Raw genomic sequence first — 23,277 nt, 5'->3', positions numbered from 1 at the left:
TCTCACCCGTTTCTTGTAGGTTTTGCGGTGACACTCAGCGGTCCTGCGACTCTCGCAGGAACGCGCTGACCACCTGGTTGAAGATGGCGCTCTGATCATCATGAACGTAATGGCTGGCATCGGCGACTTCGACGGCACGAATACGGGCATTGGCCTGCAGCATCGCCGCGACGGTGGCCGGCGGCAGGAAATCCGAGCGACCGCCGCGTACGAACAGGGTCGGGCATTGCAGCGCCCGTACCGCCGGCCACAGGTCGGTCGGTTCGATACTCAAGCGGGCCTCGGCGATACCCTGCTGGTCGTGACGCCAGACGATGCCTTCGGGGCTTTCCCGCATCGAATGCGCCAGGCGCGACTCGATACCCTCCTCCGCCAGCCCAGGCCGTGCGCGACGCCAGAACTCACGAGCGGCGTTCCAGTCGGCGAACACCAGCGGGGTCTGCTGCATTTCCCGGCGGATGCGTGCTGCGCCGTCACCGGCGCTGGACGAACCCGGCCCGATGTCTTCGATCACCAGCGCCAGCAGGCGCCGCGGATGACGACGCGCGTACTCCAGCGCGTTGGCGCCGCCCAGCGAGTGACCGACGAGCAAGAAACGTTCCAGGCCCAGATGGGCGACCAGGTCTTCCAGGTCGTCGACGTAGCAGTCGGTGCGGTAGCTGTCACTCGGTGCCCAGTCGCTCAGGCCGCGTCCGCGCTGGTCCAGCGCGTAGCAGCAGTAGCCGTCGCCCAGCGCCGCAGCCAGCGGCGCCCAGGTCTGCGCATAGGCGCGCAGCCCGTGCAGCAGCACCACCGGGGTGGCACCGGTCGCGCCATACTGCAGGGTATGCAGGCGCACGCCGCTGCGATTGGTGAAAAACACACTGCGTACTGACATCACGGTTCTCCCCCGGCCGACCTGTCAGGTCAGGCCGTTATCGCCTTTGATCGCCTCAGCGCTGAGGCCGCCCAGACGCGCATGCAGCCGGCCGCGTGTGGCGAAGGCCCAGATGATGATCACCTCGTTGGGCGCCGGGCCATCGCCGAACGACACGGAAATGGTGTCGTAGTGCGAGCGCACGTACAGGGCATCCTTGTGCGCCAGCGGCACGTCGATGGTCACCCCTGGCGCACCGCGCTTGCCGGTCGAAGGCACCCACGACATGCCACCGCCCAGGGCCACCCGCACCGGGTCGGCAGCCGGGTTGGTGAGGAACGCGTTGCCGTGCTCGTACTCGCCCTGGCTGCCGACCACGCAGGCCTTGCCGTAGCTGACGATCGAGCGGCCGGCGGCCAGCTCACGGATGCGTCGGCCGAATTCCTCACCCAGCTTCGGTGAGTCGTCCACCAACTGCGCGAGATCCTGGCTGAACTGACCGGCGTAGGGGTTGTGAATCGCTGCCGCGATGACGTACTTGAACAGCGGCTCGCCATCGGCCAGCTGGCCACTCTCGTTGGCGAGGGTCTCTTCGCTGAAGCTGTACCATTTGCGAATGTGGTAGGTAGCGAAATTGCTCGGTTTCATAGCGGTGTCCTGGATTAAAGAGGATCGAGGTCGAAATGCCGGCTGGGTGCGCCAGCGACGCGAAAGCGCTCCTTGGCCCGCGCGTCGTCGTGCTCGGTTTCGAGGAAGAATTCCATGCGATTGCCATCGGGGTCGTTGAAGTAGAGGCCGTTGCCGATCTCGTGATCGGTGATCTTGACGATCTCCACGCCCTTGCCCAGCAACATGCCGTACAGCTGGCGCAGGGTGGTCATGTCACCGGCGATTTCCAGGCCGTAGTGCTGCAGGCCGAGGCCGCCCTGGTGGGCGCCCGGTTCGGCCTTGATCAGGGCAATGTCATGGTGCTTGGCGCCGAAGGCCATCATGATCCAGCTCTCGCCCCTGGCGCTTTCGTGCATGCCCAGCACATCGGCATACCAGCGCGCCGAAACCTCCGGGTCGCGGACGAACAACGACAGGTGCGTACGAACGATCTCGACTTTCATCGCCCTCTCCTCACTTGTGCTTGATGACGGACTGGTGTCCAGACTTGATCTGCGCCACCGCCGGTGTCCACAGCACGTCAGCGATCTCGCTGAACTCACGCCACTGCTTCTGCCAGCCCTGGCCGCCGTTAACCGAGGTGAACAGATGCCCGTACTTGGTCCCGGCCAGCATCTGGCGCGGGTCGGCGGGGTTGAAGGCCATGGCCCACACGCAGGAATTGGGCTGTTGCGGCAGCGGCAGCACCTCCCAGCTCTCGGCCGCATCCTGCGAGACCAGCACCTTGCTGGTGGTGCCCGGCGTGCCGTCGGAGATGCTCAGGTACAGCGTGTCCTCGCTGCCTGCCGGGGCATTGAGCACGCGCAGGTAATACAGCCCGAAGGCCTCCTTGCCGATGATGCCGCTCCAGGTACGGCCTTCGTCGAGGCTGCGGTACACGGCGTTGACGCACACCACGACGATCACCTTGCGGCCATGGTTGGGCAGCACCACGATGTTGTGTACGTCGGAGTTGTAGTCCCACAGCAGGCGATCGTCGACACGGGTGAAACTTTCGCCGCCATCGCGGCTGTGAAACAGGCCGCCCTCTTCCAGGCCGAACCACACCTGGTCACGGTCGGTCGGGTCGTAGGCGAAGGCCAGCAGCCGCGGCTTGCTCACCCCTTCGCAGAACTCCGGAATCTCCACCGGCACCCGGTACCAGCTGGCGCCGCCATCCAGGCTGCGCCACAGCACCGCCCGCGAGGGTGCGCCGGTGCCAACGAAGATGCGCTGCGGGTCCTGGGGGTCGACCGCGACTTTCCACACGGTCTGGCCGTTGAACGGCGACTCGACCCGCGCCCAGTGGCCGCCGACATCGTGGCTGACGCACAGGCCCACGTCGGTGCCGGCATAGATCACTTCGGGGTTGGCCGGGCTCAGGCTCAGCGAACGGGTGATGGCGTCGAACTCGATGGCCTGGCCCAGCCCCAGGCGATGCCAGGTCTGGCCGTCGTCGGCGCTGCGGATCACCGCCTGGCCGACAGTGGCCACCAACAGGGTTCCATTGCTCATGATTGCTTCCTCAGATGAAGATGCCGCGGGTCAGGCCGCCATCGATGCCGATGGACTCACCGGTGATTGCGCCAGCCTTGGGCGAAGCCAGGAAGCCGATCAGCCACCCCATCTCGATGGGCTGCAGGGTCCGGCGGATGGGAGTGGCGTCGATGTAGCCCTGCTCGACCTGCTGCGGGGTCTTGCCCTGCTTCACGCCTTCGCGCTCGTAGAGTTCCTGGATATGCGGGGTGTCTACCACGCCGGGGTGAATCAGGTTGACGGTGATGCCCGAGGGGCCGAGCTGGTCGGACAGCGTCTTGGTCATGTGGGCAATGGCCAGGTTGCGCATGCCCGACAGCACCTTGCTGCCACGGCCGGTCAAGCCGCCGATGTTGATGATGCGCCCGAAGCCGCCCTGCTTCATGTGCGGGGTCACCGCCTTGGCACAGCGGAAATAGCCAATCACCTTGGTGTTCATGTCCGAGAGCAGCTCGTCGTCGCCGGCGTGCTCGATGTCGTTGCGCACCACGCCCGACGGCGCGGCGGCGCCATTGACCAGGATGTCGATACGGCCAAAGCGTTCGACGGCCTGCTGCACCATGTCGGCCACCGCCGCCATGTCGTTGGTGTCGCAAAACAGCGGCAGCACTTCGTTGCCGGTTTCGGCGCTGATCTCTTCGGCGGCCGGGCGCAGGTATTCCATGCGCCGGGCGCAGATCACCACCTTGCAGCCTTCCTGCGACAGGAAGCGCGCGACTTCCTTGCCGATACCCATGCCGCCGCCGGTGACGATGGCCACACGGCCTTGCAGTTGCAGATCCATGATCGTTCCTCTTGTTATTGGTTGGTCAGGCGAGATCGACGAAGACACTCTTGGTCTCGGTGTAGGCGTCGATCACGTGCTTGCTCATTTCCCGGCCCCAGCCGGACTGCTTGTAACCGCCGAAGGGCGAGGCCGGGTCGACCACGTTCCAGCAGTTGATCCAGATCGAACCGGCCTTCAGCTGCGCTGCCAGGCGGTGCGCCGAACGCAGGTCGCGGGTCCACAGCCCGGCCGCCAGACCGTAGGGCGAGTCGTTGGCGCGCTGCACCAGGTCCTCCGGTTCACGCCAGCTCATCACCGTCAGCACCGGGCCGAAGATTTCCTCGCGGGCCACGCAGGCGCGCTCGGCGCGGTCGAGGAACACCGTCGGCTGAATGAAATGGCCTTGCTCCAGGTGCTCCGGTCGCCCGCCACCGCAGACCAGCTCGGCGCCCTCCTCGGTGCCACGGCGCAGGTAGCCAGTGACCGTCTCCAGCTGACGCCCGGACACCAGCGGCCCGAGGGTGCTGCGGCTGTCCAGGCCGGGGCCGAGCACATGCGCGCGAGCATGCCGCTGCAGCTCGTCGAGCACCGCATCCAGCACGCTTTCATGCACGTAAAGACGCGACGCAGCGGTGCATACCTGGCCCTGGTTGTAGAAGATGCCGTCGGCCGCGCCCTTGGCGGCGCGGGCGATATCGGCATCGGGAAGGATGATGTTCGGCGACTTGCCGCCCAGCTCCAGCGACACCTTTTTCATGTTGCCGGTGGCCGCCTGGGCGATCAGCCGCCCCACCTGGGTAGAGCCGGTGAAGGCCACCTTATCGACGCCTGCATGGGCCGCCAGCGGCGCGCCGGTGTGCAGGCCCAGGCCGGTGAGCAGGTTGACCACCCCGGCAGGAAAGCCGGCCTGCTCGATCAGTTGCACCAGGCGCACCGCCACCAAGGGGGTCTGCTCGGCGGGCTTGAGCACCGCCGTACAACCGGTGGCCAGCACCGGACCGAGCTTCCACACGCACATGGTCAGCGGGAAATTCCACGGCACGATCAGCGCGCAGACCCCCACCGGCTCACGCAGGGTGTAATTGAGCATCGGCGCACCGCTGGCCGGCGACACCGGCAGGGTGCTGCCCTCGATCTTGGTCGGCCAGCCGGCGAAGTAGCGCACGATGCTGGCCGCGCTGGCTGCTTCGCCCCGCGCATTGGCGATCGGCTTGCCGTTCTCCAGGGTGATCAGTTGCGCGAGTTCTTCGGCATGGCGGTCGATCAGTTCGGCCAGTTGCCACAACAGCTGGCCACGGCGTGCCGGCGACACTTGGCGCCAGGGGCCTTCGAAAGCGGCGCGGGCAGCCGCCACGGCCGCGTCGGCATCGGCTTCGGCGCCTTCGGCCACTGCGGCGATGACACTGGCGCTGGCCGGGTTTTCCACCTCCAGGCGACGACCGCTGGCCGCCGCCTGCCAGGTACCGTCGATGAACAGGCCGTGGGGCGCGGCCAGGAACGCACGCACCGCAGGCAGCAAGGCAATTTCGCTCATGGCTTACAACTCCATCTCGATCAGGCAAGGGGCTGCCGAAGCCTTGGCGCGCGCCAGGGCCTGGTGCAGCTCGGCGTTGGTGCGCACGGTGCTGGCGGGCACGCCATAGCCACGCGCCAGCGCCGGCCAGTCGATACGTGGCCGGTCCAGTTCGGTAAGGGCCAGGGCCTGGGGGCCGAAGTCGCTGACGCCGTAGCGGCGCAGCTCGTTCTGCAGGATCGCGTAGCGATGGTTGGCCGCGATGAGGATGACCACCGGCAACTGCTCGCGGGCGATGCTCCACAGTGTCTGGATGGTGTACTGCGCACTGCCGTCGGACTGCAGGCAGAACACCGGCGTACCCGGCTCGGCCAGCGCCGCGCCGAAGCCGGCGGGTATGCCCTGGCCGATGGCGCCGCCGGTATTGGTCAGCACCCGATGGCGGGCGGCACGTGCCGAGGCGGTGAAGAACGGGTAGCCACAGGTGCCGCCCTCTACCGAGACGATGGCGTCCTGGGGCAGCGCGGCGGCCAGCACCAGGCCCACCGATTGCGGGCTCAGGGCGGCATCGCCAGCCGGCAGCTCGATGCCCTGCGGGGCTGCTGTCCAGGCCGGCGCCTGCACGGCGTCGGCCAGGGCGGCCAGGGCGCCGCTGACGTCGTCGCCGACTTCGGCCAGATTCAGCAGGCGCTCACGACCGGCCAGACGCGACGCGATACCTTCGTAACCGAAATAGCTGATCGGTTCGCCAACCCCGGCACACACCACCAGGTCGTACTGGTCAAGGATGCCGATGGCCACTTCCGGGAAGTACGGCAGGCGGTCCAGGTCCGGCAGGCCACCGCCACGCTGGCTGACCCGCGGGAAGGTCTCGGCGAACAGCTTGACCCCCGGCAGGCCAGCCAGGCGTCCGGCAGCTTGCAAGCCGGCGATGCTCAGGCCGTCGTCACCGACGATGAACACCAGGCGCTTGCCGGCGCGCAACTGCGCGGCGACCTGCTCGACGCGGTCGGCGGCAAAGCGACGTACCGGCGCCTGCAGTGGCGCCAATGGGGCAATGGGGGTGTCGAGTTGCTGGGCCTGCAGGTCCATCGGCAGGATCAGGCTGGCAATCTGTCCGCGCGGCTGCCAGGCCGCCTGCACCGCGTCCTGCAGGTCTTCCCCCAGGTGCCGGGCGCTGCGCGACAAGCGCACCCAGGCGGACACCGAGCCGGCCAGCGCCTGAATATCGCTGGCCAGTGGCGGGTCGTAGTTGACGTGCCAGGAGGCGTGGTCACCGATCACGTTGACGATTGGCGTATTGGCGCGGCGGGCGTTATGCAGGTTGGCGATGCCATTGGCGAAGCCTGGCCCCAGGTGGGTCAGGGTCATGGCCGGTTTGCCGGCGATACGCCCGTAACCATCGGCGGCACCGGTGCACACCCCTTCGAACAGCGACAGCACGGGCTTGAGCCGAGTGTCTCCGGCCAGGGCGGCGACCAGCGGGATTTCGGTGGTCCCGGGGTTGGCAAAACAGTACTCGACCCCGCTCGCGGCGGCGGCCTGGATGAGCAACTGGGCTCCGTTCATTTGTCTGGCCTCACAGGCTGGCTTTGTTGTGTGAGATTTATTCCATTTTGAAAAACGACAAACAACCTAATTTTGTTGTTTTACTCAAAATACGAGACAAATGAGATTTTTAAGGGTATTTTCTGCCACATCCAAAAGACACTTCGCCATCGAGGCAACGATATGAGCAGCCTGCGCAAGACCCTGGCCGTTCTGGACCTGTTCGGTCCTGACCAGTTGCAGATCGACCCGGAGACCATCGCCGAGCGCATGGGCTTGTCCAGGGCCACGGTGTACCGCTATGTGAAAGACCTGTGCGACGCCGGCCTGCTGACTCGCGTCGGTGCCGGCAGCTACGGCCTGGGTCCGCGGATCATCGAACTGGACTGGATGATGCGTCAGTACGACCCGATCCTCAGCGCCGGACGCCAGGAAATCGAGGCACTGTCGGCCGAGACCGGCCTGGCGGTGTTCGTCAGCGTGTTCTACGACGGGCACATCATCAACACGTGGATCACCGACCCGAGCAGCCAGCACCAGTTCACCTTCGGCCGTGGCCAGCCACTGCCGATCTTCCGCGGCGCACAGTCGAAGGTGCTGGTCGCCTACCAGAAGGGCCGGCACCTGCTGAAGCTGTTCGAAGACCATATCGCCGGCGACCCGGGCCACCCCTGCAACCACTACGCCTGGTCGGAGTTCGCCCGGGTGGCGAAGAAAATCCGCAAGGACGGCTACTGCATCACCCACGACGAACTGAACAAGGGCCTGACCGGGATCGCCGCACCGATCGTCAGCCTGGAGGGCAAGGAAGTGGTCGGCAGCCTGTCGGCGGTGGGCGACACGGCGAGCTTCAAACTGCTGCGCCAGGAAACGGTCACCGACATGGTGATCGAAACCGCACGGCGCATCGCCGCCAACATGCACGCCCAGCGTGCCGACGGTCCGTGATGGAGCCAGCCGTTTCGAGCAGGCCAGGCATCCATTACGGATAAGTCAGTTGGGCCTGTACTGGGCCTAGAACCAATACTGGTCGGTTAGACCGGGCAGGAGCGGCTTCAGCCGCGAAGCGACCGCCTCTTCACAACAGATGCACTGAATTTCCTGGCGCTTTCGCGGCTAAAGCCGCTCCCACCGGGCCACAAAGCGCTTAATCAAACCGTATTGGGCCTAGAACCCATACTGATCTTTTAGACCAGAGCAATCTGATTTGGCGTCGCTTTCGCTTTTAAAGCACAGAACTTGCAGACGCCGCCGAACGCGACTTCGGTGCAGGCCGAGTGGAGGTGTCATGGAAGGGGGTAAGCCGGCAGGGAAGCCGGCTTAGGCGCACTGGGCCAGGGACGGCCCATTGCGCCGGCCCCCTGGAAGGGCGCCGGAAGGAGGGAAGTCTGCCCGCAGGGCAGACCCAAGCCAGGAGCAATGGCTTTTGGTTACTTTTGGCGCGCAGGGCACCTGGAAACCAAAAGTAACCCGCCGTAAAGGCGGAAAGGTGACTAAAGGGCACTGATGCTGCGGCGGGTGTACCCGATCCAGATAGCCTGCCATTCGCGAGCAAGCTCCAATGGTCTAACTGACCTGCATTGGACCTAGAACGGCATGATCAGCAGCAGTTGGCTGTAGACGTTGGTCCCGTTGCCACCCACCTGGTTGCCGCCGTTTTCAGCACTCTTGCGCGGCTGGTAGAGCCCCACCAACGGGCTGACGATCAAGTGTTCGCTGACTGCCCACTCGGCATACAGGTCCAGCTCGCGGGCGTCCAGGTTCAGCTGGCTGCGCCGGCCCAGGGTGCTGAAGTCGAAGTACAGCGCGCAGAGGGTCAGGTCTTCGCGTGGCTTGACCTTCAGCCCCAGGTGGTGAATGCCGGTATTGCTGTTGAACGGCCCGGCGTAGTTGGCCGCCACTTCGCCCTGGAACCAGGTGCCATAGCCAGTGCTCAGGCCGGTGAACAGTGAATCCCAGCCCGTGGAGTAGCGGGTGTAGCGGTAGGTCAGGGTCGGCGCCCAAGGGGCATCGGCGAAGGTGTAACCGGCCTCACCATACCAGGCCTGCTCGCTGCCTTGCGGCTTGTCCTGCCAGGCGTATTCAAAGGCGAAGCTGGCATTGTCGATACCGGCACTGCCCTCCCCGCGCAGACTGTACACGTCCAGGTCCTTGCGCTGGCTTTGCAGCGGGCTGGCCCAGCGCGGGTTGACGTCCAGGCCATGGATCCAGGTCAGCCCCAGGGTTCCCGCCGCGCCGCTGTAGTCCAGGGTGCCGGCGGCCAGTTCGGTTTCCGCCTGGGCGCGGTTGTCGGACTTGAGCCACAGCACGCTGCCGTGCAAGCCATCCTGGCCACCCAGGCGCAGCACTGCGGTACGGTCGAAGGCGTGGCGGGCAGCTATGTAATAGGCACCGCCACGATTCAGGTCGCCGCCAGCCGGCCCCTTGCCCAGATTGGGGCCGTCGTCGTTGATCAGGAAGCCGCGGCCGAGCTTGACCACCTGCCGCCCGAACGAAAAGTCCACGCCGTCCTGGCCCAGCGCCGGCACCAGATCGGCAGAGCGCCAGCCCAGCCAGGCGTCTTCGATCTTGGTGGTGCGCTCGCTGCCGTCGGTATTGCCCGCCGCATCACCATCGCCCCAGGTGGCCGAACTGACCAGGTTGAACGCACCGCGCAGGGTCCCCGCCCCGCCCAATCCCTGATCACCACTGACGCCGTACTTGATGAAGCCTTCGCGCCAGCTCGACCCTCCTGGCGTACCGTCGTAGTTCTTGCGGCTGTTCATCCAGCCAAATACCGCCTGCATGTCGGCATTCAGATGAGTGTCGTCATCGGCGTACAACTCATAGGCCTGGGTGCCAGTTGCCGTACTCAGGCCCATGGTCAGGGCCAGGCCCGTGGCCAGTCGTCGATTGCGCATGTTGTCTGCTCCTGCCCCCTTTGCCGAGGGTCGTTATGTGTCTGCTGCCCGGACCTGCATCGCGCAGGGACCGGTCGTGATCAAGGGTGGCGTGTCAGTGCCTTGTCCAGCGCCTCGACCAGGCTGGCGGCCTCGTCAGCGCTGAGTGTCAGCGGCGGCGAGAGGATGATCTTGTTGCCCACAGGCCGCACCAGCACACCCGCACGGCGCGCCGCATCGGCGATGCGCGCGGCATGCCCGGCGGCCGGGTCGAGCGGTTCACGGGTGCGCTTGTCGGCGACCAGGTCGAGGGCAATCATCAAGCCTTTGCCCCGCGCCTCGCCGACCACCGCATGCCGATCCACCAGCGGCTGCAACTGTTCGAGCAGCCCGGCGCCGACGCGGGCGGCGTTGCCAGGCAGGTCCTCGGCTTCGACGATGTCCAGCACCGCCAGCGCCGCCGCACAGGCCACCGGGTGGCCGCTGTAGGTGTAGCCGTGCATGACCATGCTGGAGAACCCCGGGCCATTCTCGATGGCCTGGGCGATACGCGCATTGAACAGCGTGGCGCCCAGCGGGATGTAACCGGCAGAGATGCCCTTGGCCAGGCACAGGATGTCCGGCGCCACCCCCCAGCCACGGCTGCCCAGCAGGCAGCCGGAGCGACCGAAGCCGGTGACCACCTCATCGGCGATCAGCAGGATGCCGTGGCGGTCGCAGACTTCGCGCAGGCGCGGCCAATAGCTGGCCGGCGGTACGATGACTCCGCCGGCGCCCTGCACCGGCTCGGCGATGAATGCGGCGATGCTGCCGGCTCCGAGGAACTGGATCTGCGCTTCCAGCTGGCGAATGCAATGTTCGACCAGCGCCTGCGGCTCGCGGCAATCCCACGGGTTGCGGTACAACCAGGGTGTGTCGAGCAAGTGGCAGCCCGCGAGCAGCGGGCCGTGGTTGTAGTGATACACACCGTTGCCACCGACCGACGTGCCGCCCAGGTGCACGCCGTGGTAACCGTTGCGCAGCGACAGAAAGCGCGTGCGCCCGGGCTCACCAGCGGCCACCCAGTACTGACGGGCCATCTTCAGTGCGGTTTCCACGGCATCGGAACCGCCCGAGTTGAACAGCACCCGGCTCATGCGCTCCTGCGCGAACATCCCGGTGAGCCGCTCGGCCAGGTCGAATACGCGCGGATGTGCGATGCCATCGAAGGTCTGGTAATAGGCCAGCTCGTCGAGCTGGGCGGCGATGGCGGCTTTCACCTCGGCACGATTGTGACCGACGTTGACATTCCACAGACCACCCACACCATCGAGCAGGCGGTTGCCGTCGATGTCGGTGACGTAGTTGCCGTCGCCCCTGGCGATCACCAGGGTCTTGTCACGCTGGCCGGGGGCAGCGCTGCCCATGGGGTGCCAGAATTTCTTTTCAGCGTTGCGATAGCGGTCGTACATGAGCGTCTCCTCAGCCCTTGGGCTTGCGCACATAAAGCAGCTGTTGGGTGGTGAACTCCAGCAGCCCTTCCAGGCCGAACTCGACCCCGAAGCCCGACAGCTTGCAGCCACCGAACGGCGTATTGGGCTGGATCTGCGCGTGGCAGTTGACCCAGGCCACGCCGCTTTCCAGGCGACTGGCCAGGGCCTGGGCCTGGTCCGGGTCACTGCCCCACACCGAGCCGCCCAACCCCATATCGCTGTGGTTGGCGCGCTGCAGTACTTCTTCGACATCGCGGTAGGCGATCACCGGCAGCACCGGACCGAACTGTTCCTCGTCCACCAGGCGCTGGCCATCGTGCACGCCGGTGACGATGGTCGGCGGATAGAAATAGCCCGGCTGCGCCAGCCGCTCCCCACCGCACAACACCCGCCCGCCCTGGCGCCGGGCGTCATCGACCAGTTCGGCGACCAACTGCAGTTGTTCCAGGTTCTGCACCGGGCCGAAGGTGACCTCGGGCTGCAGGCCATCGCCGATCACCTGGCGCCGCGCAATGCTCGCCAGCGCCTCGCCGAATGCCTCGACCTGCGACTCGTGCACGTACAGGCGCTTGAGCGCCGCGCAGGTCTGCCCCATGTTGAGAAACGCCGCCTGGAAGATGTCCTCGACCACCTCCTGCACCGCCGTGCCCGGCAGCACGATGGCCGCGTCGTTGCCGCCCAGCTCCAGGGTCAGGCGCTTGAGGTTGCCGGCTGCCGCTTGCATCACCCGCTGGCCGGTGGCGGTAGAGCCGGTGAAGACGATCTTGTGGATACCCGGATGACTGGAGATGGCGCTGCCGAAACCGCGCTCGCCGGTGATCACGTTGATCACCCCGCGTGGCACGTGGCGAGCGATGATCTCCACCAGCGCCAGGGTGCTCAGCGGGGTCAGGCTCGACGGCTTGCTGACCACACAGTTGCCGGCACGCAGCGCCGGCATGATGTGCCAGATGGCGATCATGAACGGCCAGTTCCACGGCGTGATCGAGGCCACTACGCCCAGCGGCTTGCGATGCAACTCCACGCGCTGGCTGGGGTTTTCCTCGACCAGTTCCACCGGAATCTCCTGGCCGGCGGCGTAGCGCGTCCAGGCCACCCCGCCCATGACCTCGGACATCGCCAGGGCCAGGGGCTTGCCCTGCTCGGCCACGATCAGCCGCGCCAGCGCATCGGCCTCGTGTTCCAGGTCGTCGGCAATACGCTGCAGGCAGGCGCTGCGCTGCGCATGGCTGCTCAACCGCCATTCGCCAAAGGCGCGCTGCGCCGCCTCGACGGCCTGGTCCAGCTGGGCGATGGAACCGGCACCGCATTGGGCGAAGGCGACGCCACTGGCCGGGTTGATGATGTCGAAGTGGCCGGCCTCGCCCTCGACCCGGGCACCGTCAATCAACATTCGATAGTCGTACATGAGAACCTCCAGTTTCGGGCGCCAGCCTCCGCCGGCCAGCGCCAAATGATGGGCGTAAGCGCTTGAGCGTTCAGAGCTTGTGGCTGCCCAGGGCGGCGAAGCATTGCGGCGAGACGCGCCGCAGCCGCGCGGCCAGCAGCACCCCGCCGGCCAGCGCTGCCGGAATCACCGCGCAGAGCAGCCATGACAACGCCTGGCTGGAACCGGTGAGCACGTCGAAGTGCAGCACCGCGATGACCAGCACGATGCCCAGCGCCACGCAGGAGAATGCCGGCAGCAGCAGGCGCCGTGTCACCCCCAGGCCCAGCTGCGGGTTGCGCCGGAAGTACATCAGAACCGCTGCCGAGGTCATGGCCATGAGCAGCAGCAGGCACAGGGTGGCCAGGCTGGAGAACCAGGCGAACAGCTGCAGGATCGGGTCGGCATCCATGGCCGCGAAAACCAGCACCACCACCGCGGCGATCAGGCTCTGCAGCGCCGACCCCATGTGCGGGCTCTGGTGGATGCGGTGGGTGACCCCCAGGCTGCGCGGCAGCAGGCCGTCACGGCCGATGGCGTAGAAGTAGCGCGCCGCCGAATTGTGAAAGGCCAGCAGGCCGGCATAGATGCTGACCATGAACAGCACGCGGATCACCTCGGTCAGGCGGGGGCCGACGAAGTGATCCGACAGGCCATAGATGAAGTGTGTCGGGTCGCCGAGGTTCTGCAGCACGCCGACGATCTTGTCGGCACCGACGCCGATGACCATCGACCAGATCGACAGGGCGTAGAAGCAGCCGATCAGTAGCACCGAGACATACGTGGCGATCGGAATCGCGCGCTGCGGGTTCTTGGCCTCTTCGCCGTAGATGGTCGTGGCCTCGAAGCCGATGAACGCAGCGAAGCAGAACAGCAGGCCGATCGAGGGCGTGCCGCTGAACACCTGTTCGCTCTTGAACGAGTCGAAGTTGATGCCGCTGTCACCGCCGCTGCGCAGGATCGCCACATCGAGAACGAGAATGGCCAGGTACTCGGCGACCACGATGAACGACAGCACCCGGGCCGACAGGTCGATGTTGCGGTAACCCAGTACCGCGATGCTGGCCATGGCCAGCAGCGAGTAGGTCCACCAGGGCCAGTCGATGCCGAAGACGGTGGCCATGGTGCCGGCCACCACGCCGCCGAACATGCCGTACAGGCCGACCTGCAGAATGTTGTAGGCGAACATCGCCAGCACCCCGGCTGCACCGCCTGCCAGCCCGCCCAGGCCCCGCGAGGAAAAGGCGTAGAAGCCACCGGCGTTGGTCAGGTGACGGGCCATGGTGGTGTAGCCGACCGAGAAGGCCAGCAGCACCAGCAATGCCAGAATCAGCAACGCCGGCGTACCCGCGCCATTGCCGAGCATGATGCCGATGGGAAAACCACCGGCCAGCACACTCAGGGGACTCGCGGCCGAGACCACGAAGAAGATGATGAAGCCGACGCTCAGGGCGCCACGCCGCAGGCCGGTGGAACTGGCGGCGGAAGTCACGGATACGCTCATTTTCTTGACCTTGTTGTATGAGGCAGTCGTTGTCTTGGAAAAGCCGGCACCTGGCGTCAGGCGCGGCTCGCATGCGTCTTGTTATGGGGCTCGCAGGCCTGAATCGATGCTATGCCGATCGCCGGGCAGGCGTTATCCCGAATTGGCAGCCGATACGCACCACCCCGGCAGCACGCTGATGGCGGTCACCCGGCGCACTGTGCTGGTGCGCCAGGAGTGGGCTCGAGCCTGCAAAGCTGCCGAACATGGATAACAGCGCGAGGGTGGAGGCACGTAGGATCGGTGCCCTGGCCCCGAGAGGCGGCGGCCGTGCGACTGGTACGTTAATTGCTGCCTGATGACCGACAACAACGACGTGTAACCACGCAGACCTCATGATGATCCCGTCCAGCCCCGCGCCCACGCCACGCAACGCCTGTGAACAGCCCTGGTTCGTGCTGAACTCGTCGCGCTACTGCGTGATGAACACGCGGCATCCGGCCATCGCCCATTACTATGCGTTCGATGTCGCGCCCTCGGCAGAGCGCACCTTCGCGGTGCCGGACGGCTGCGTCGACATCATCTTCGATTGTGATACCGATCATCCCGCCGCGCGGGTCTGTGGCACCCCGCTGGAGGCCCGGCGTGTCGAGTTGTTACACCGTCACCGCTACTTCGGCCTGCGCTTTCGCCCTGGCGTGGTGCCGGGCCTGCTGCACAATCTGGCCGAAGAACTCACCGAGCAGGAGATCAACCTGCTGGACATCGTCCCCGGCGCCCAGTCGCTGATCGACACCATCGCTGCCAGCCCCGGCTTCGACGAGCAGATGAGCTGCTTCAACGCCTTCGCCGCCCAGCGCCTGGGCGAGACCAGCGCGGGGCTGACCAGCCAGGTGGTGCGCACCATCATCGCCCACCGCGGCGACATCCGCGTCAGCCAGCTGGAAGACCTCAGCGGCTACAGCGGCCGCACCCTGCAGCGCCAGTTCCGCCAGGACACCGGCATGACCCCCAAGACCTTCTGCCGGATCATCCGCTGCCAGGCCGCGCTGAACAGCATCACCACCCAGGCGCAGGTGTCGTTCTCGGAGCTGGCGATGGAACTGGGCTTCACCGACCAGTCGCACTTCCTGCGCGACTTCAAGAAGCTGGTCAGCACCACCCCCAACGACTACCACCGGCGCGTCAGCCAGGACGGTTGGAACGAGCGTATCCGGGTAATGGACCTGCACTGAAAGCAGGCGCCCTGCCCCGCTACGGAACATACGCCGATAGGCAGCCGGGCTCAGCCGTGGCGTGGCGTCTCGGAAGGATGTTCGCCGAACAGCGTCTTGTAATAACCGGCGAAGTGCCCCAGGTGGGTGAAGCCCAGGTCACTGGCCACCCGCGCCACGGTCAGCTGCCGTGGGTCGGTACCGCGCAGGCGCCGACGCGCGGCGTTGAGCCGCACGGCACGCAGGTACTCCACCGGGCGCAAGCCGGTCAGGGTCTGGAAACTGCGCTGCAGGGTGCGGCGGCTGACGTTGAGGCACTCGCAGATTTCCAGTACCGAAACCGGCTCGTCGCGCTGCGCCAGGTCCAGGGCCAGCTCCTGGCTCTGCCGCACCAGGTAGGCGCTGACCGCATGGTTTACCGCCCGCCCGTCACGTTCCACGGCCTGCCCGAGCAGGTCGAGCATGCACGCCATGACGCGATCTTCCAGCAACTTCTCCGGTAACTGTTTTGCAGCCAATGCGGCGTCTACCAAGTCCAGCAACTGACCACGCACCGCCGCGAGCACATCCTGGTGCATTTCCAGGCGTGCCAGAGCGCCCAGACGACGGGCTGACGGCGCCGGGAGCTCCAGGTCGGCCAGGCGCTCCAGACGAACGGCATCCACGGTGATGGCCAACAGGTCCATGCCCTCGGTGGCCTGGACGAAGAATTCCTGGCCACTGTGCAGAAGGGTGACACTCTGGGTATCGATACTGCGGCCCTGAAACACCGCCGGCCCGGCATGGGATACCGGCATGGCCAGGCACAGGCGCCCGTGGGGCGCAGTGCCGCGTTGCACCACGCGTTTGTCGAGCGCCTCCTGGAAGATCTGGAAGCGCTCGCCGGTGACGTGCTTGAGCAGTGTGCTGGCGTGCCCGGTGCTGAGCTGGTCGTAGGTCTGCTGCCAGCCGAGGATCGCCCCGGCATGCACATCCACATCGTCGAAACGGCGTATCTCGCACAACATCGCTGGTGTTCTCGCTGCAACAGGAGCCTGGCTGAGGGGAAGCAATCTCCAGGCCAGGGCCCCTGCTCCCACGCCATCAGAACGGCACGGCCACAGTCAGCTGGCTGTAGAGGTTGGTGCCGTTGCCCCCGGACTGGCTGCCGCCGTCCGCCGCGCTGCGCTCGGGGCGATAGAGGCCGATCAGCGGCGTAACGATCAGGTGCGGCGACACCGCCCATTCGGCAAACAGGTCCAGCTCGCGGCCATCGAGGTTGCGCACCTGGCGGTCACCCAGGGTGCGGAAATCGAAGAACAGCACACCCAGGGTCAGGGCTTCCAGCGGGTTGGCCTTCAGGCCCAGATGGCTGACCGCCGTGTTGCTGTTGAATGGCCCGGCGTAATTGGCTGCCACCTCGCCCTGGAACCAGGTGCCGTAGCCGGTGCTGTAGCCGGTCAGCAGAGAGTCCCAGTTCTGCCCGTAGCGGGTGTAGCGCGCGGTGAGCGTCGGTGCCCACAACAGGTCGGCAAAGCGGTAGCCGGCCTCCAGGTACCAGGCCCGTGCCTGGTCGCCCTGGGCGTCCTGCAGGGCGTACTCGGCGGCGAAACTGGCGTTGTCGATACCGGCGTTGCCCTCGGCGCGCAGGCCATAGACGTTCATGCCGTCGCGGCGTTGCTGGAACTCGCTGGCGAAGCGCCGCGAGACATCCAGGCCGTGGATCCAGGTCGCCGCCAGGGTGCCGATCGTCTGGGTGTATTGCAGGTCGACGACACTCAGTTCCGGCTCGGCCTGGGCGCGGTTGTCGGACTTCAGCCAGGCCGCACTGCCGTGCCAGCCCTGCTCGCCGCCCAGGCGCAATACCGCCGTACGGTCGAAGGCATGTCGGGCACCCAGGTAATAGGCACCGCCCCGGTTGAGGCTGCCGTCGGCGACGCCCTTGCCCAGGTTCGGGCCGTCGTCGTTGATCAGGAAGCCCCGCCCGACCTTGTACACCTGGCGGCCGAACGAGAAATCCACGCCGTCCTGGCCGAAGGCCGGGAACAGGTCAGCGGAACGCCAGCCCAGGTAGGCGTCCTCGATCTTGGTGGTGCGCTCGGAGCCGTCGGTGAAACCGCCAGCATCGCCATCGCCCCAAGTGGCCGATGACACCAGGGCGAAGGCGCCATACAGGGTGCCGGCATCGGCCATGCGGGTATCGCCCTTGAGTCCGTACTTGATGAAACCTTCACGCCAGTGCTTGCCGCCCTCCCCGCCGTCATAGCGCTTGCGGCTGTCGAACAGTCCGTAGGCCGCCAGGCCTTCGACGCTGACGTGGGTGTCGGGCGTGTCGATCAATGGCAATGCCTGGGCGTGAGCCGTCAGGCCGGCCAGGGTAATGACGCCGAGAATGCTGTGATAACGCATGGATTCAGATCCTTAACCACGAGGTATTTTTTTAGTAGGCAGCGGTCAAGCGAGGCTCCCGCGCGGTCTGTGCCGCGTCGGGAGGAAGAAGGGTGGCTGCTCAGGCCGACTGATTGCCCAGTGCACTGAAGCGCAGCGGTGCCTGGCTGCGCAGCCGCGCGGCGAGCAGCAGGCCAATGACCACCGACAGCGGGATCACCGACCAGAGCACCACCGAGATCGAGGTGCTGGCACCGGTAAGCACGTCGAAGTGCACCACGGCGGTCAGGCCGATCGCCAACAGCGCCACGCCCGACACGGCAGGCAGGATGAAGCAGCGCAGCGCACTGCTGACCAGTTGCGGGCGCGCCTTGAAGAAGCCGATCACCGCCAGGGAGGTCAGCGCCATCAGCAGAATCAGACACAGGGTGGCCAGGTTGGAGAACCAGGAGAACAGCTGCAGCACCGGGTCGGCGCCGATCAGCGCGAAGATGCAGAGGATGGTCGCCGCCACCAGGCTCTGCACCAGCGAGCCGATATGCGGGCTCTGGTGCACGCGGTGGGTGTTGCCCAGGCGCTCGGGCAGCAGACCATCACGCCCGATGGCGAAGAAATAACGCGCCGCCGCGTTGTGGAAAGCCAGCAGGCCGGCGAACAGGCTGACCACGAACAGCAGGCGAATGGCCGTGGTCAGCCAGGCGCCGACATACTGGTCGGACAGCGCATAGAGAAAGGTGGTCGGGTCCTGGGTCGCCTGCAGGCGCGCCACCACTTCGTCCGTGCCGGCACCGAGCACCATGGCCCACACCGAGATGGTGTAGAAGCCGCCGATCAGCAACACCGAGATGTAGGTCGCCCGTGGAATGGTGCGCTGCGGGTCGCGCGCCTCCTCGCCATAGAGCGTGGAGGCTTCGAAGCCGATGAAGGCCGCGAAGCAGAACAGCAGGCCGATGGAGGGGTTGCCGCTGCCGATCTGGGTCGGCGTGAAGGACTCCAGGTTCAGCCCGTGCAGCCCGCCCTGGCTGAAGATCGCCACGTCCAGCACGACCACCACCGCGTATTCGGCGATCACCATGATCGACAGCACCCGCGCCGAGAGGTCGATATTGCGGTAACCGAGCCAGGCGATGCCCAGCAGGGCGAGCAGCGAGCCCAGCCACCAAGGCACCAGGATGCCGCTACCGGCCTCCAGGGTGCCGGCGAACACCGCGCCGAACAGGCCGTACATGCCCGCCTGCAGGATGTTGTAGGCGACCATCGCCAGCACCCCGGCCGCACCGCCGGCCATGCCGCCCAGGCCACGGGAAATGAAGGCATAGAAACCACCGGCGTGGGTCACATGGCGCGCCATGCCGGTATAGCCGGCGGCGAAGCACAGCAACACCGCCAGGGCCACGATCACCAGCGCCGGCAGGCCCGCGCCGTTGCCCAGCATCAGGCCGATGGGAAAGCCCCCGGCCAGCACGCTGAGCGGGCTGGCGGCGGAGATGACGAAAAACACGATCATGGCGACACCCAGGGTGCCGCGGCGAAGCTGCGTGGTCGAACCACCGCCGGAGGATACGCTCATTCTGTTATACCTTTTTCTATGAGGCAGTCGTTGCGGGAGGTCCACGGGAACAGGCTGGGCACGCCCGTGGCTGATTATTGTTATGGGCCTGTCGGCAGGCTTCGATACTGGACCTGCACCCTGCCGGCGGCTATCCCAAATTGGCCGTCTTTGCGGCCACCGGGGTCAACGGCCGGGCACTGGCAGCTCGGCTTCGCTGTGCCAGGCCGTGACTGGCCGGCTGAACAGGTTTTCGGTCTGGAAATGCGCCATGCGCCACTGCCCGTCTTCCTCGGCGAAACGCACCGCCAGACGCGCGGCATTGAGGTGCGAGGCGCCGCTGGCGAAGGTGCTGGTCTGCAGCATCACCCAGCTGCCCTCGGCCTGCGCGCCATCGACACGGATCAGCTCACTGGTAAGGAAGTGCACATTGAGCGCGAAGTGCGCCGGTGGCTCGGTGTAGCGCGCGAACATGTCACGAATCGCCTCGCGGCCTCGATAGCCTCCGAAACTCTTCGCGTATTTGGCGCCCTTGCCCTCCCAGACCGCCTGGCGGGTGAACAGCCCGGCCAGTTCGTCGAGGGGCGTGTGGGCGTCGAGCTGGTCACACAGCAGCATGTAGCGGTTCATGCAGGCACGGATCGCCTGTTCGCTCTCGAGCCGCTTCAGGCGTTCGAGCAGTGGCTGGATATCGGTCATCGCGTCTCTCCTTAAGGCCGCTCAGTGGGCGCCCGCATGCAGCGCCTGCAACAGGCATTCGGCGGCGGCGAGCAACTGCTCGTCGGCGCCCTTGGCGGCCACCAGCTGTAGCCCCACCGGCAAGCCGTGGTCGCTGCCCAACGGCAGGCTGACGGCTGGATGCCCGGACAGGTTGAACGGCCGCACCAGTGCGGTCATGCCCAGTACCGCACGGGTGTCGGCTGCCTCTTCAAGGCGCAACGGGAAATCCGGCAGGGTCGGCAATGCCAGCACGTCACAGTCCTGCAGCGCGGCGTCCACCTGGGCGGTGAAGCGTTGGCGCACCTGCTCGGCAGCGGCCAGGGCCGCGTCATCGGTCTGCCCGGCAGCCTGCAGGCGCCCGGCTACGTCGGGCGCCACCTGGCCGCCTTCCAGCAGCGGCGCACAGGCGTCGAAGGTTTCGCGATTGATCACCGCCATGCCCGCTTCGTAGGCCGCCTGGAAATCCTCCAACTGCACGGCACGCAAGCTCTGGCCGCTGGCCTGCAAGGCCTGGTCGAGCACCGCCTGCACCGCCGGGCTGGCGGGCACAGCGAGCACACCGACAGTGATCCGCGCAGGCACCGCCGCAGGCTGGAACGAGGGGTCGATGATACTCATCGCGCGCACCAGCATCGGCAGCGTGGCGGCGAACGGCCCGACACAGTCGAGGCTGCTGTGGGTCGGCATCACACCCTGGCGGCTGACCCGCCCAAAACTGGGCTTGAGGCCGAACACCCCGCAACAGCAGGCGGGCACACGCACCGAACCACCGGTGTCGGTGCCCAGGCTGAAGTCCGCCAGGCCCGCAGCCACGGCCGCCGCCGAGCCGCTCGATGAGCCACCGGGAATGCGCCCCGGATAGCGCGGGTTGGGCGCCGTACCGGCATAGTGGTTGATGCCGGTGGTGCCGAAGGCCAGTTCATGCAGTACGGTCTTGCCGGTCAGCCGGCAGCCAGCGTCGAGCAGGCGCCGCACCACCTCGGCGTGTTCGGCGGCCGGTGCGGCATCGGCCAGCGCACGGCTGGAGGCGCGGGTCGGCACACCGGCCACGTCCAGGGTGTCCTTGACCATTACCCTCAAGCCATCGCCCCCGAGATCCAGGGGCTGGACAACGATTGTCATGTACCTTGCTCCTCATCGGTCGCCAGCGTGCACCCGGAACGGCTGCGCCACGCGCGACGCTGTTCAAATTGCTGGAAATGTCTATCATTGGCGGCTGGATTTCCTGCCTGCCGAACCTCATGAACCCACCCAAGAAGCTCAAGCACCGCTACGACCCCTCCAGTGCGGAGTTCCGCAAGGAAGACTTCCCTTTCTACTGGCTGGCCCGCGTCCACGGTCGTTACAACCAGAACATGGAGCGCCTGCTCAAGCGCGTCGACCTCGACGTACCGCGCTGGCGGGTGCTGTGGATCCTCAGCGAGAACGGCCAGTCGAGCATTTCCGAAATCTCTACCCACGCCATCGCCAAACTCTCCACCACCACCAAGATCGTCTACCGCATGAAGGACGACGGCCTGGTGGACACCGCGCCCAGCGCCGAGGATGGCCGGGTGACCCAGGTGAGCATCACTCCGGCCGGCCTGGCCACCATCGAGCGCATGCAGGACGTGACCCACGCCCTGTTCGAACGCAGCTTCGCCGGCCTGACCAAGGCGCAGATCGAACGCCTCAACGGGCTGCTGGAGACGGTGTTCCACAACCTCGAGACATTCTGAATCCGTCGCTCAGCAGGCTTTGGAAGCCTCGCCCAGGCGGTGATAGGCACGGTTGAAATACACCAGCCCGTCTTCCGCGCCGCCGTGGCGGATGTCCTGGATCTCGCAGTAGAAGATGCTATGCGAACCCACCTCGTGGACCTGGGCGATGCGGCAGTCGAAATTCACCAGGGCATCGAGCATCACCGGCGCACCGCTTTCCAGGGTGGTCCAGGACGCTTCGGCGAAGCGCGCCTCGGGGCTGAGCTGCTTGTTGGCGAACGCGCCGGACAACGCCTGGTGACTGGCAGCCAGCACGTTGACGCACAAGATGCCGTTGGCCTTGAACTGCGCGTTGGATTGCGAGGCGCGGTTCATGCACACCAGCAGGGTGGGCGGTGAATCGGTGACACTGCACACGGCGGAAGCGGTGAACCCGCAGCGACCCGCCGGGCCGTCGGTGGTGATCACCGAAACCGCGCCACCGAGCATGGCCATTGCATTGCGAAAACTGTTTACGTCGACCATGGTCGTTCTCCTCAGATATCCAGGACCAGCCTGGTGGATCGGGCCCGGGAACAGCACAGCAGGATCTGTTCGTTGGCCGCCTTCTCGTCGTCGGTCAGGTAGTGGTCACGGTGGTCAGGCTCGCCTTCGAGCACCTCGCACAGGCAGGTGCCGCAGGCGCCCTGCTCGCAGGACATGGCCACCTTGATGCCGATGCTCTTCAGGGCCTCGGCGATGCTCTGCCCTTCGGCGACCTGCACCTGCTTGCCGCTGCGCGCAGCGACCACCTCGAAGCTGGCGCCGCTGGCGTCGACCTCGACCTGGAAGTACTCCTTGTGGATGTGGTCCTCGGCGTAGCCCTGCTGACGGGCACCGGCAATCACCCAGTCCATGAAGCCGGACGGACCGCAGGTGTACACATGCACGCCGGCCTCACCCGGCCCCAGCACCGCGGGCAGGTCCAGGCGCTGCGCGGCGTCCTCGTCATCGAAATGGGTGACCACCCGTGCCGCGAAAGGCGCTTCGCGCAAGGCCTCGAGAAAGGCGCTGTGGCGGCGTGAACGCCCGCAGTAGTGCAGCTCGAAATCGGCGCCCTGGCGATGCAGGGCATGCGCCATGGCGATCATCGGCGTGATACCGATACCACCGCCGAGGAGGATCGAGCGCCGCGCCGCGGGTGCCAGGGGAAACAGGTTGCGCGGCGCGCTGATGCGTACCGGGCGGCCTTCGAGCAACGTCTGGTGTACACCGACGGACCCGCCGCGCGACGCCGGGTCCTTGAGCACCCCCAGGCGGTAGGTGCGCAGATCGGCCGGGTCACTGCACAGCGAGTACTGGCGGATCAGGTCTGGAGCGATATGGATATCGACATGGGCGCCGGCCTCGAAGGCCGGCAAGAGCGAGCCGTCGGCCTGGGCCAGGTCAAGCACGACCACGGCGTCACCCTGCAGGTCACGCTTGCGCACGACCACTTCTAGTAATTGTTCATTCATGGCAGGTCACTCTGCACGTTCGGCTAGGGGCAATACTGTTCGGTTCATCCTGTGGGACCGGCTTGAACCGCGAAGCTTTTCGCGGCTCAGGCCGCTCCTGCCGG

21 protein-coding genes are annotated in these 23,277 nt (G+C 66.2%); 3 read left to right on the top strand and 18 right to left on the bottom strand.

Annotated elements, in window-relative coordinates; all coding sequences use genetic code 11:
• Positions 1–34 precede the first annotated feature (34 nt).
• From RRX38_RS01600 to RRX38_RS01570, 7 genes are read right to left on the bottom strand one after another with little or no spacing between them, the layout of a single operon-like run.
• Positions 35–877, bottom strand: coding sequence for an alpha/beta hydrolase (locus tag RRX38_RS01600; RefSeq protein WP_315961213.1), 843 nt, complete (start codon positions 875–877; stop codon positions 35–37).
• A gap of 24 nt (positions 878–901) precedes the next feature.
• Positions 902–1,504 (bottom strand): amino acid synthesis family protein, encoded by a 603-nt coding sequence (locus RRX38_RS01595; RefSeq protein ID WP_295473350.1) that lies wholly within the window; start codon positions 1,502–1,504, stop codon positions 902–904.
• Between the two features lie 14 nt (positions 1,505–1,518).
• The gene (locus RRX38_RS01590) at positions 1,519–1,968 is read right to left on the bottom strand and encodes a VOC family protein (protein WP_295473348.1); all 450 of its coding nucleotides are present in this window, start codon (positions 1,966–1,968) and stop codon (positions 1,519–1,521) included.
• A gap of 10 nt (positions 1,969–1,978) precedes the next feature.
• Entirely contained in the window at positions 1,979–3,019 is a 1,041-nt protein-coding gene (locus RRX38_RS01585) for a glycosyl hydrolase (RefSeq protein WP_315961212.1), read from the bottom strand.
• Positions 3,020–3,029: 10 nt separating this feature from the next.
• Positions 3,030–3,824, bottom strand: coding sequence for an SDR family NAD(P)-dependent oxidoreductase (locus RRX38_RS01580; protein ID WP_295473344.1), 795 nt, complete (start codon positions 3,822–3,824; stop codon positions 3,030–3,032).
• 25 nt (positions 3,825–3,849) lie between these two features.
• Positions 3,850–5,340, bottom strand: a complete 1,491-nt coding sequence (locus RRX38_RS01575; RefSeq protein WP_295473342.1) for an aldehyde dehydrogenase family protein — start codon at positions 5,338–5,340, stop codon at positions 3,850–3,852.
• Positions 5,341–5,343: 3 nt separating this feature from the next.
• The gene (locus tag RRX38_RS01570; RefSeq protein ID WP_315961211.1) at positions 5,344–6,888 is read right to left on the bottom strand and encodes an acetolactate synthase large subunit; all 1,545 of its coding nucleotides are present in this window, start codon (positions 6,886–6,888) and stop codon (positions 5,344–5,346) included.
• Between the two features lie 162 nt (positions 6,889–7,050).
• On the opposite strand from RRX38_RS01570, the gene RRX38_RS01565 reads away from it, so the two are divergent.
• Entirely contained in the window at positions 7,051–7,815 is a 765-nt protein-coding gene (locus tag RRX38_RS01565; RefSeq protein ID WP_315961210.1) for an IclR family transcriptional regulator, read from the top strand.
• A 638-nt stretch (positions 7,816–8,453) separates the two neighbouring features.
• Here RRX38_RS01565 and RRX38_RS01560 read toward each other — a convergent pair.
• From RRX38_RS01560 to RRX38_RS01545, 4 genes are all read right to left on the bottom strand, one after another.
• Positions 8,454–9,728 carry a hypothetical protein gene (locus RRX38_RS01560; protein WP_315962617.1) on the bottom strand — a complete coding sequence of 425 codons (1,275 nt, stop codon included), beginning with the start codon at positions 9,726–9,728 and terminating at the stop codon, positions 8,454–8,456.
• A gap of 119 nt (positions 9,729–9,847) precedes the next feature.
• Positions 9,848–11,197 carry an aminotransferase class III-fold pyridoxal phosphate-dependent enzyme gene (locus tag RRX38_RS01555; RefSeq protein ID WP_315961209.1) on the bottom strand — a complete coding sequence of 450 codons (1,350 nt, stop codon included), beginning with the start codon at positions 11,195–11,197 and terminating at the stop codon, positions 9,848–9,850.
• A 10-nt stretch (positions 11,198–11,207) separates the two neighbouring features.
• Positions 11,208–12,626: an aldehyde dehydrogenase family protein gene (locus RRX38_RS01550; RefSeq protein ID WP_295470840.1), complete on the bottom strand. Its 1,419-nt coding sequence runs from the start codon at positions 12,624–12,626 to the stop codon at positions 11,208–11,210.
• Between the two features lie 70 nt (positions 12,627–12,696).
• Positions 12,697–14,148: an APC family permease gene (locus tag RRX38_RS01545; RefSeq protein WP_295470841.1), complete on the bottom strand. Its 1,452-nt coding sequence runs from the start codon at positions 14,146–14,148 to the stop codon at positions 12,697–12,699.
• A 374-nt stretch (positions 14,149–14,522) separates the two neighbouring features.
• Between RRX38_RS01545 and RRX38_RS01540 the strand changes: the two genes are divergently transcribed.
• Positions 14,523–15,362: a helix-turn-helix domain-containing protein gene (locus RRX38_RS01540; protein WP_315961208.1), complete on the top strand. Its 840-nt coding sequence runs from the start codon at positions 14,523–14,525 to the stop codon at positions 15,360–15,362.
• Positions 15,363–15,412: 50 nt separating this feature from the next.
• On the opposite strand, the gene RRX38_RS01535 is transcribed toward RRX38_RS01540, so the two are convergent.
• From RRX38_RS01535 to RRX38_RS01515, 5 genes are all read right to left on the bottom strand, one after another.
• A complete protein-coding gene (locus RRX38_RS01535; protein WP_315961207.1) occupies positions 15,413–16,348 on the bottom strand; it encodes a helix-turn-helix domain-containing protein in 936 nt (311 codons plus the stop codon).
• 76 nt (positions 16,349–16,424) lie between these two features.
• Positions 16,425–17,729, bottom strand: coding sequence for a hypothetical protein (locus RRX38_RS01530; RefSeq protein ID WP_315961206.1), 1,305 nt, complete (start codon positions 17,727–17,729; stop codon positions 16,425–16,427).
• 100 nt (positions 17,730–17,829) lie between these two features.
• Entirely contained in the window at positions 17,830–19,278 is a 1,449-nt protein-coding gene (locus RRX38_RS01525; protein ID WP_315961205.1) for an APC family permease, read from the bottom strand.
• A 165-nt stretch (positions 19,279–19,443) separates the two neighbouring features.
• Positions 19,444–19,956 carry a nuclear transport factor 2 family protein gene (locus RRX38_RS01520; protein WP_295470848.1) on the bottom strand — a complete coding sequence of 171 codons (513 nt, stop codon included), beginning with the start codon at positions 19,954–19,956 and terminating at the stop codon, positions 19,444–19,446.
• Positions 19,957–19,977: 21 nt separating this feature from the next.
• Complete coding sequence (locus RRX38_RS01515) at positions 19,978–21,099, bottom strand: amidase (protein WP_315961204.1); 1,122 nt, start codon at positions 21,097–21,099, stop codon at positions 19,978–19,980.
• A 119-nt stretch (positions 21,100–21,218) separates the two neighbouring features.
• Here RRX38_RS01515 and RRX38_RS01510 point away from each other — a divergent pair, with 119 nt between their 5' ends.
• A complete protein-coding gene (locus RRX38_RS01510; RefSeq protein WP_295471554.1) occupies positions 21,219–21,695 on the top strand; it encodes a MarR family winged helix-turn-helix transcriptional regulator in 477 nt (158 codons plus the stop codon).
• 9 nt (positions 21,696–21,704) lie between these two features.
• Here RRX38_RS01510 and RRX38_RS01505 read toward each other — a convergent pair whose 3' ends face one another.
• Positions 21,705–22,202, bottom strand: coding sequence for a flavin reductase (locus RRX38_RS01505; protein WP_315961203.1), 498 nt, complete (start codon positions 22,200–22,202; stop codon positions 21,705–21,707).
• Between the two features lie 11 nt (positions 22,203–22,213).
• Positions 22,214–23,173 carry a PDR/VanB family oxidoreductase gene (locus RRX38_RS01500; RefSeq protein ID WP_315961202.1) on the bottom strand — a complete coding sequence of 320 codons (960 nt, stop codon included), beginning with the start codon at positions 23,171–23,173 and terminating at the stop codon, positions 22,214–22,216.
• Positions 23,174–23,277: the final 104 nt, after the last annotated feature.

The organism is Pseudomonas sp. DTU_2021_1001937_2_SI_NGA_ILE_001 (genome assembly GCF_032463525.1).
Lineage (GTDB): Bacteria > Pseudomonadota > Gammaproteobacteria > Pseudomonadales > Pseudomonadaceae > Aquipseudomonas.
Note: the sequence above shows the minus strand (reverse complement) of the source record. Positions and strands in the feature narration are given on the sequence as shown.

Coding starts and splice junctions, on each gene's coding strand:
- RRX38_RS01595 (WP_295473350.1), bottom strand. CDS start 1,504: ATGAAACCGAGCAATTTCGCTACCTACCACATTCGCAAATGGTACAGC.
- RRX38_RS01550 (WP_295470840.1), bottom strand. CDS start 12,626: ATGTACGACTATCGAATGTTGATTGACGGTGCCCGGGTCGAGGGCGAG.
- RRX38_RS01575 (WP_295473342.1), bottom strand. CDS start 5,340: ATGAGCGAAATTGCCTTGCTGCCTGCGGTGCGTGCGTTCCTGGCCGCG.
- RRX38_RS01545 (WP_295470841.1), bottom strand. CDS start 14,148: ATGAGCGTATCCGTGACTTCCGCCGCCAGTTCCACCGGCCTGCGGCGT.
- RRX38_RS01530 (WP_315961206.1), bottom strand. CDS start 17,729: ATGCGTTATCACAGCATTCTCGGCGTCATTACCCTGGCCGGCCTGACG.
- RRX38_RS01560 (WP_315962617.1), bottom strand. CDS start 9,728: ATGGGCCTGAGTACGGCAACTGGCACCCAGGCCTATGAGTTGTACGCC.
- RRX38_RS01525 (WP_315961205.1), bottom strand. CDS start 19,278: ATGAGCGTATCCTCCGGCGGTGGTTCGACCACGCAGCTTCGCCGCGGC.
- RRX38_RS01600 (WP_315961213.1), bottom strand. CDS start 877: ATGTCAGTACGCAGTGTGTTTTTCACCAATCGCAGCGGCGTGCGCCTG.
- RRX38_RS01505 (WP_315961203.1), bottom strand. CDS start 22,202: ATGGTCGACGTAAACAGTTTTCGCAATGCAATGGCCATGCTCGGTGGC.
- RRX38_RS01520 (WP_295470848.1), bottom strand. CDS start 19,956: ATGACCGATATCCAGCCACTGCTCGAACGCCTGAAGCGGCTCGAGAGC.
- RRX38_RS01585 (WP_315961212.1), bottom strand. CDS start 3,019: ATGAGCAATGGAACCCTGTTGGTGGCCACTGTCGGCCAGGCGGTGATC.
- RRX38_RS01570 (WP_315961211.1), bottom strand. CDS start 6,888: ATGAACGGAGCCCAGTTGCTCATCCAGGCCGCCGCCGCGAGCGGGGTC.
- RRX38_RS01565 (WP_315961210.1), top strand. CDS start 7,051: ATGAGCAGCCTGCGCAAGACCCTGGCCGTTCTGGACCTGTTCGGTCCT.
- RRX38_RS01500 (WP_315961202.1), bottom strand. CDS start 23,173: ATGAATGAACAATTACTAGAAGTGGTCGTGCGCAAGCGTGACCTGCAG.
- RRX38_RS01515 (WP_315961204.1), bottom strand. CDS start 21,099: ATGACAATCGTTGTCCAGCCCCTGGATCTCGGGGGCGATGGCTTGAGG.
- RRX38_RS01540 (WP_315961208.1), top strand. CDS start 14,523: ATGATGATCCCGTCCAGCCCCGCGCCCACGCCACGCAACGCCTGTGAA.
- RRX38_RS01580 (WP_295473344.1), bottom strand. CDS start 3,824: ATGGATCTGCAACTGCAAGGCCGTGTGGCCATCGTCACCGGCGGCGGC.
- RRX38_RS01555 (WP_315961209.1), bottom strand. CDS start 11,197: ATGTACGACCGCTATCGCAACGCTGAAAAGAAATTCTGGCACCCCATG.
- RRX38_RS01510 (WP_295471554.1), top strand. CDS start 21,219: ATGAACCCACCCAAGAAGCTCAAGCACCGCTACGACCCCTCCAGTGCG.
- RRX38_RS01535 (WP_315961207.1), bottom strand. CDS start 16,348: ATGTTGTGCGAGATACGCCGTTTCGACGATGTGGATGTGCATGCCGGG.
- RRX38_RS01590 (WP_295473348.1), bottom strand. CDS start 1,968: ATGAAAGTCGAGATCGTTCGTACGCACCTGTCGTTGTTCGTCCGCGAC.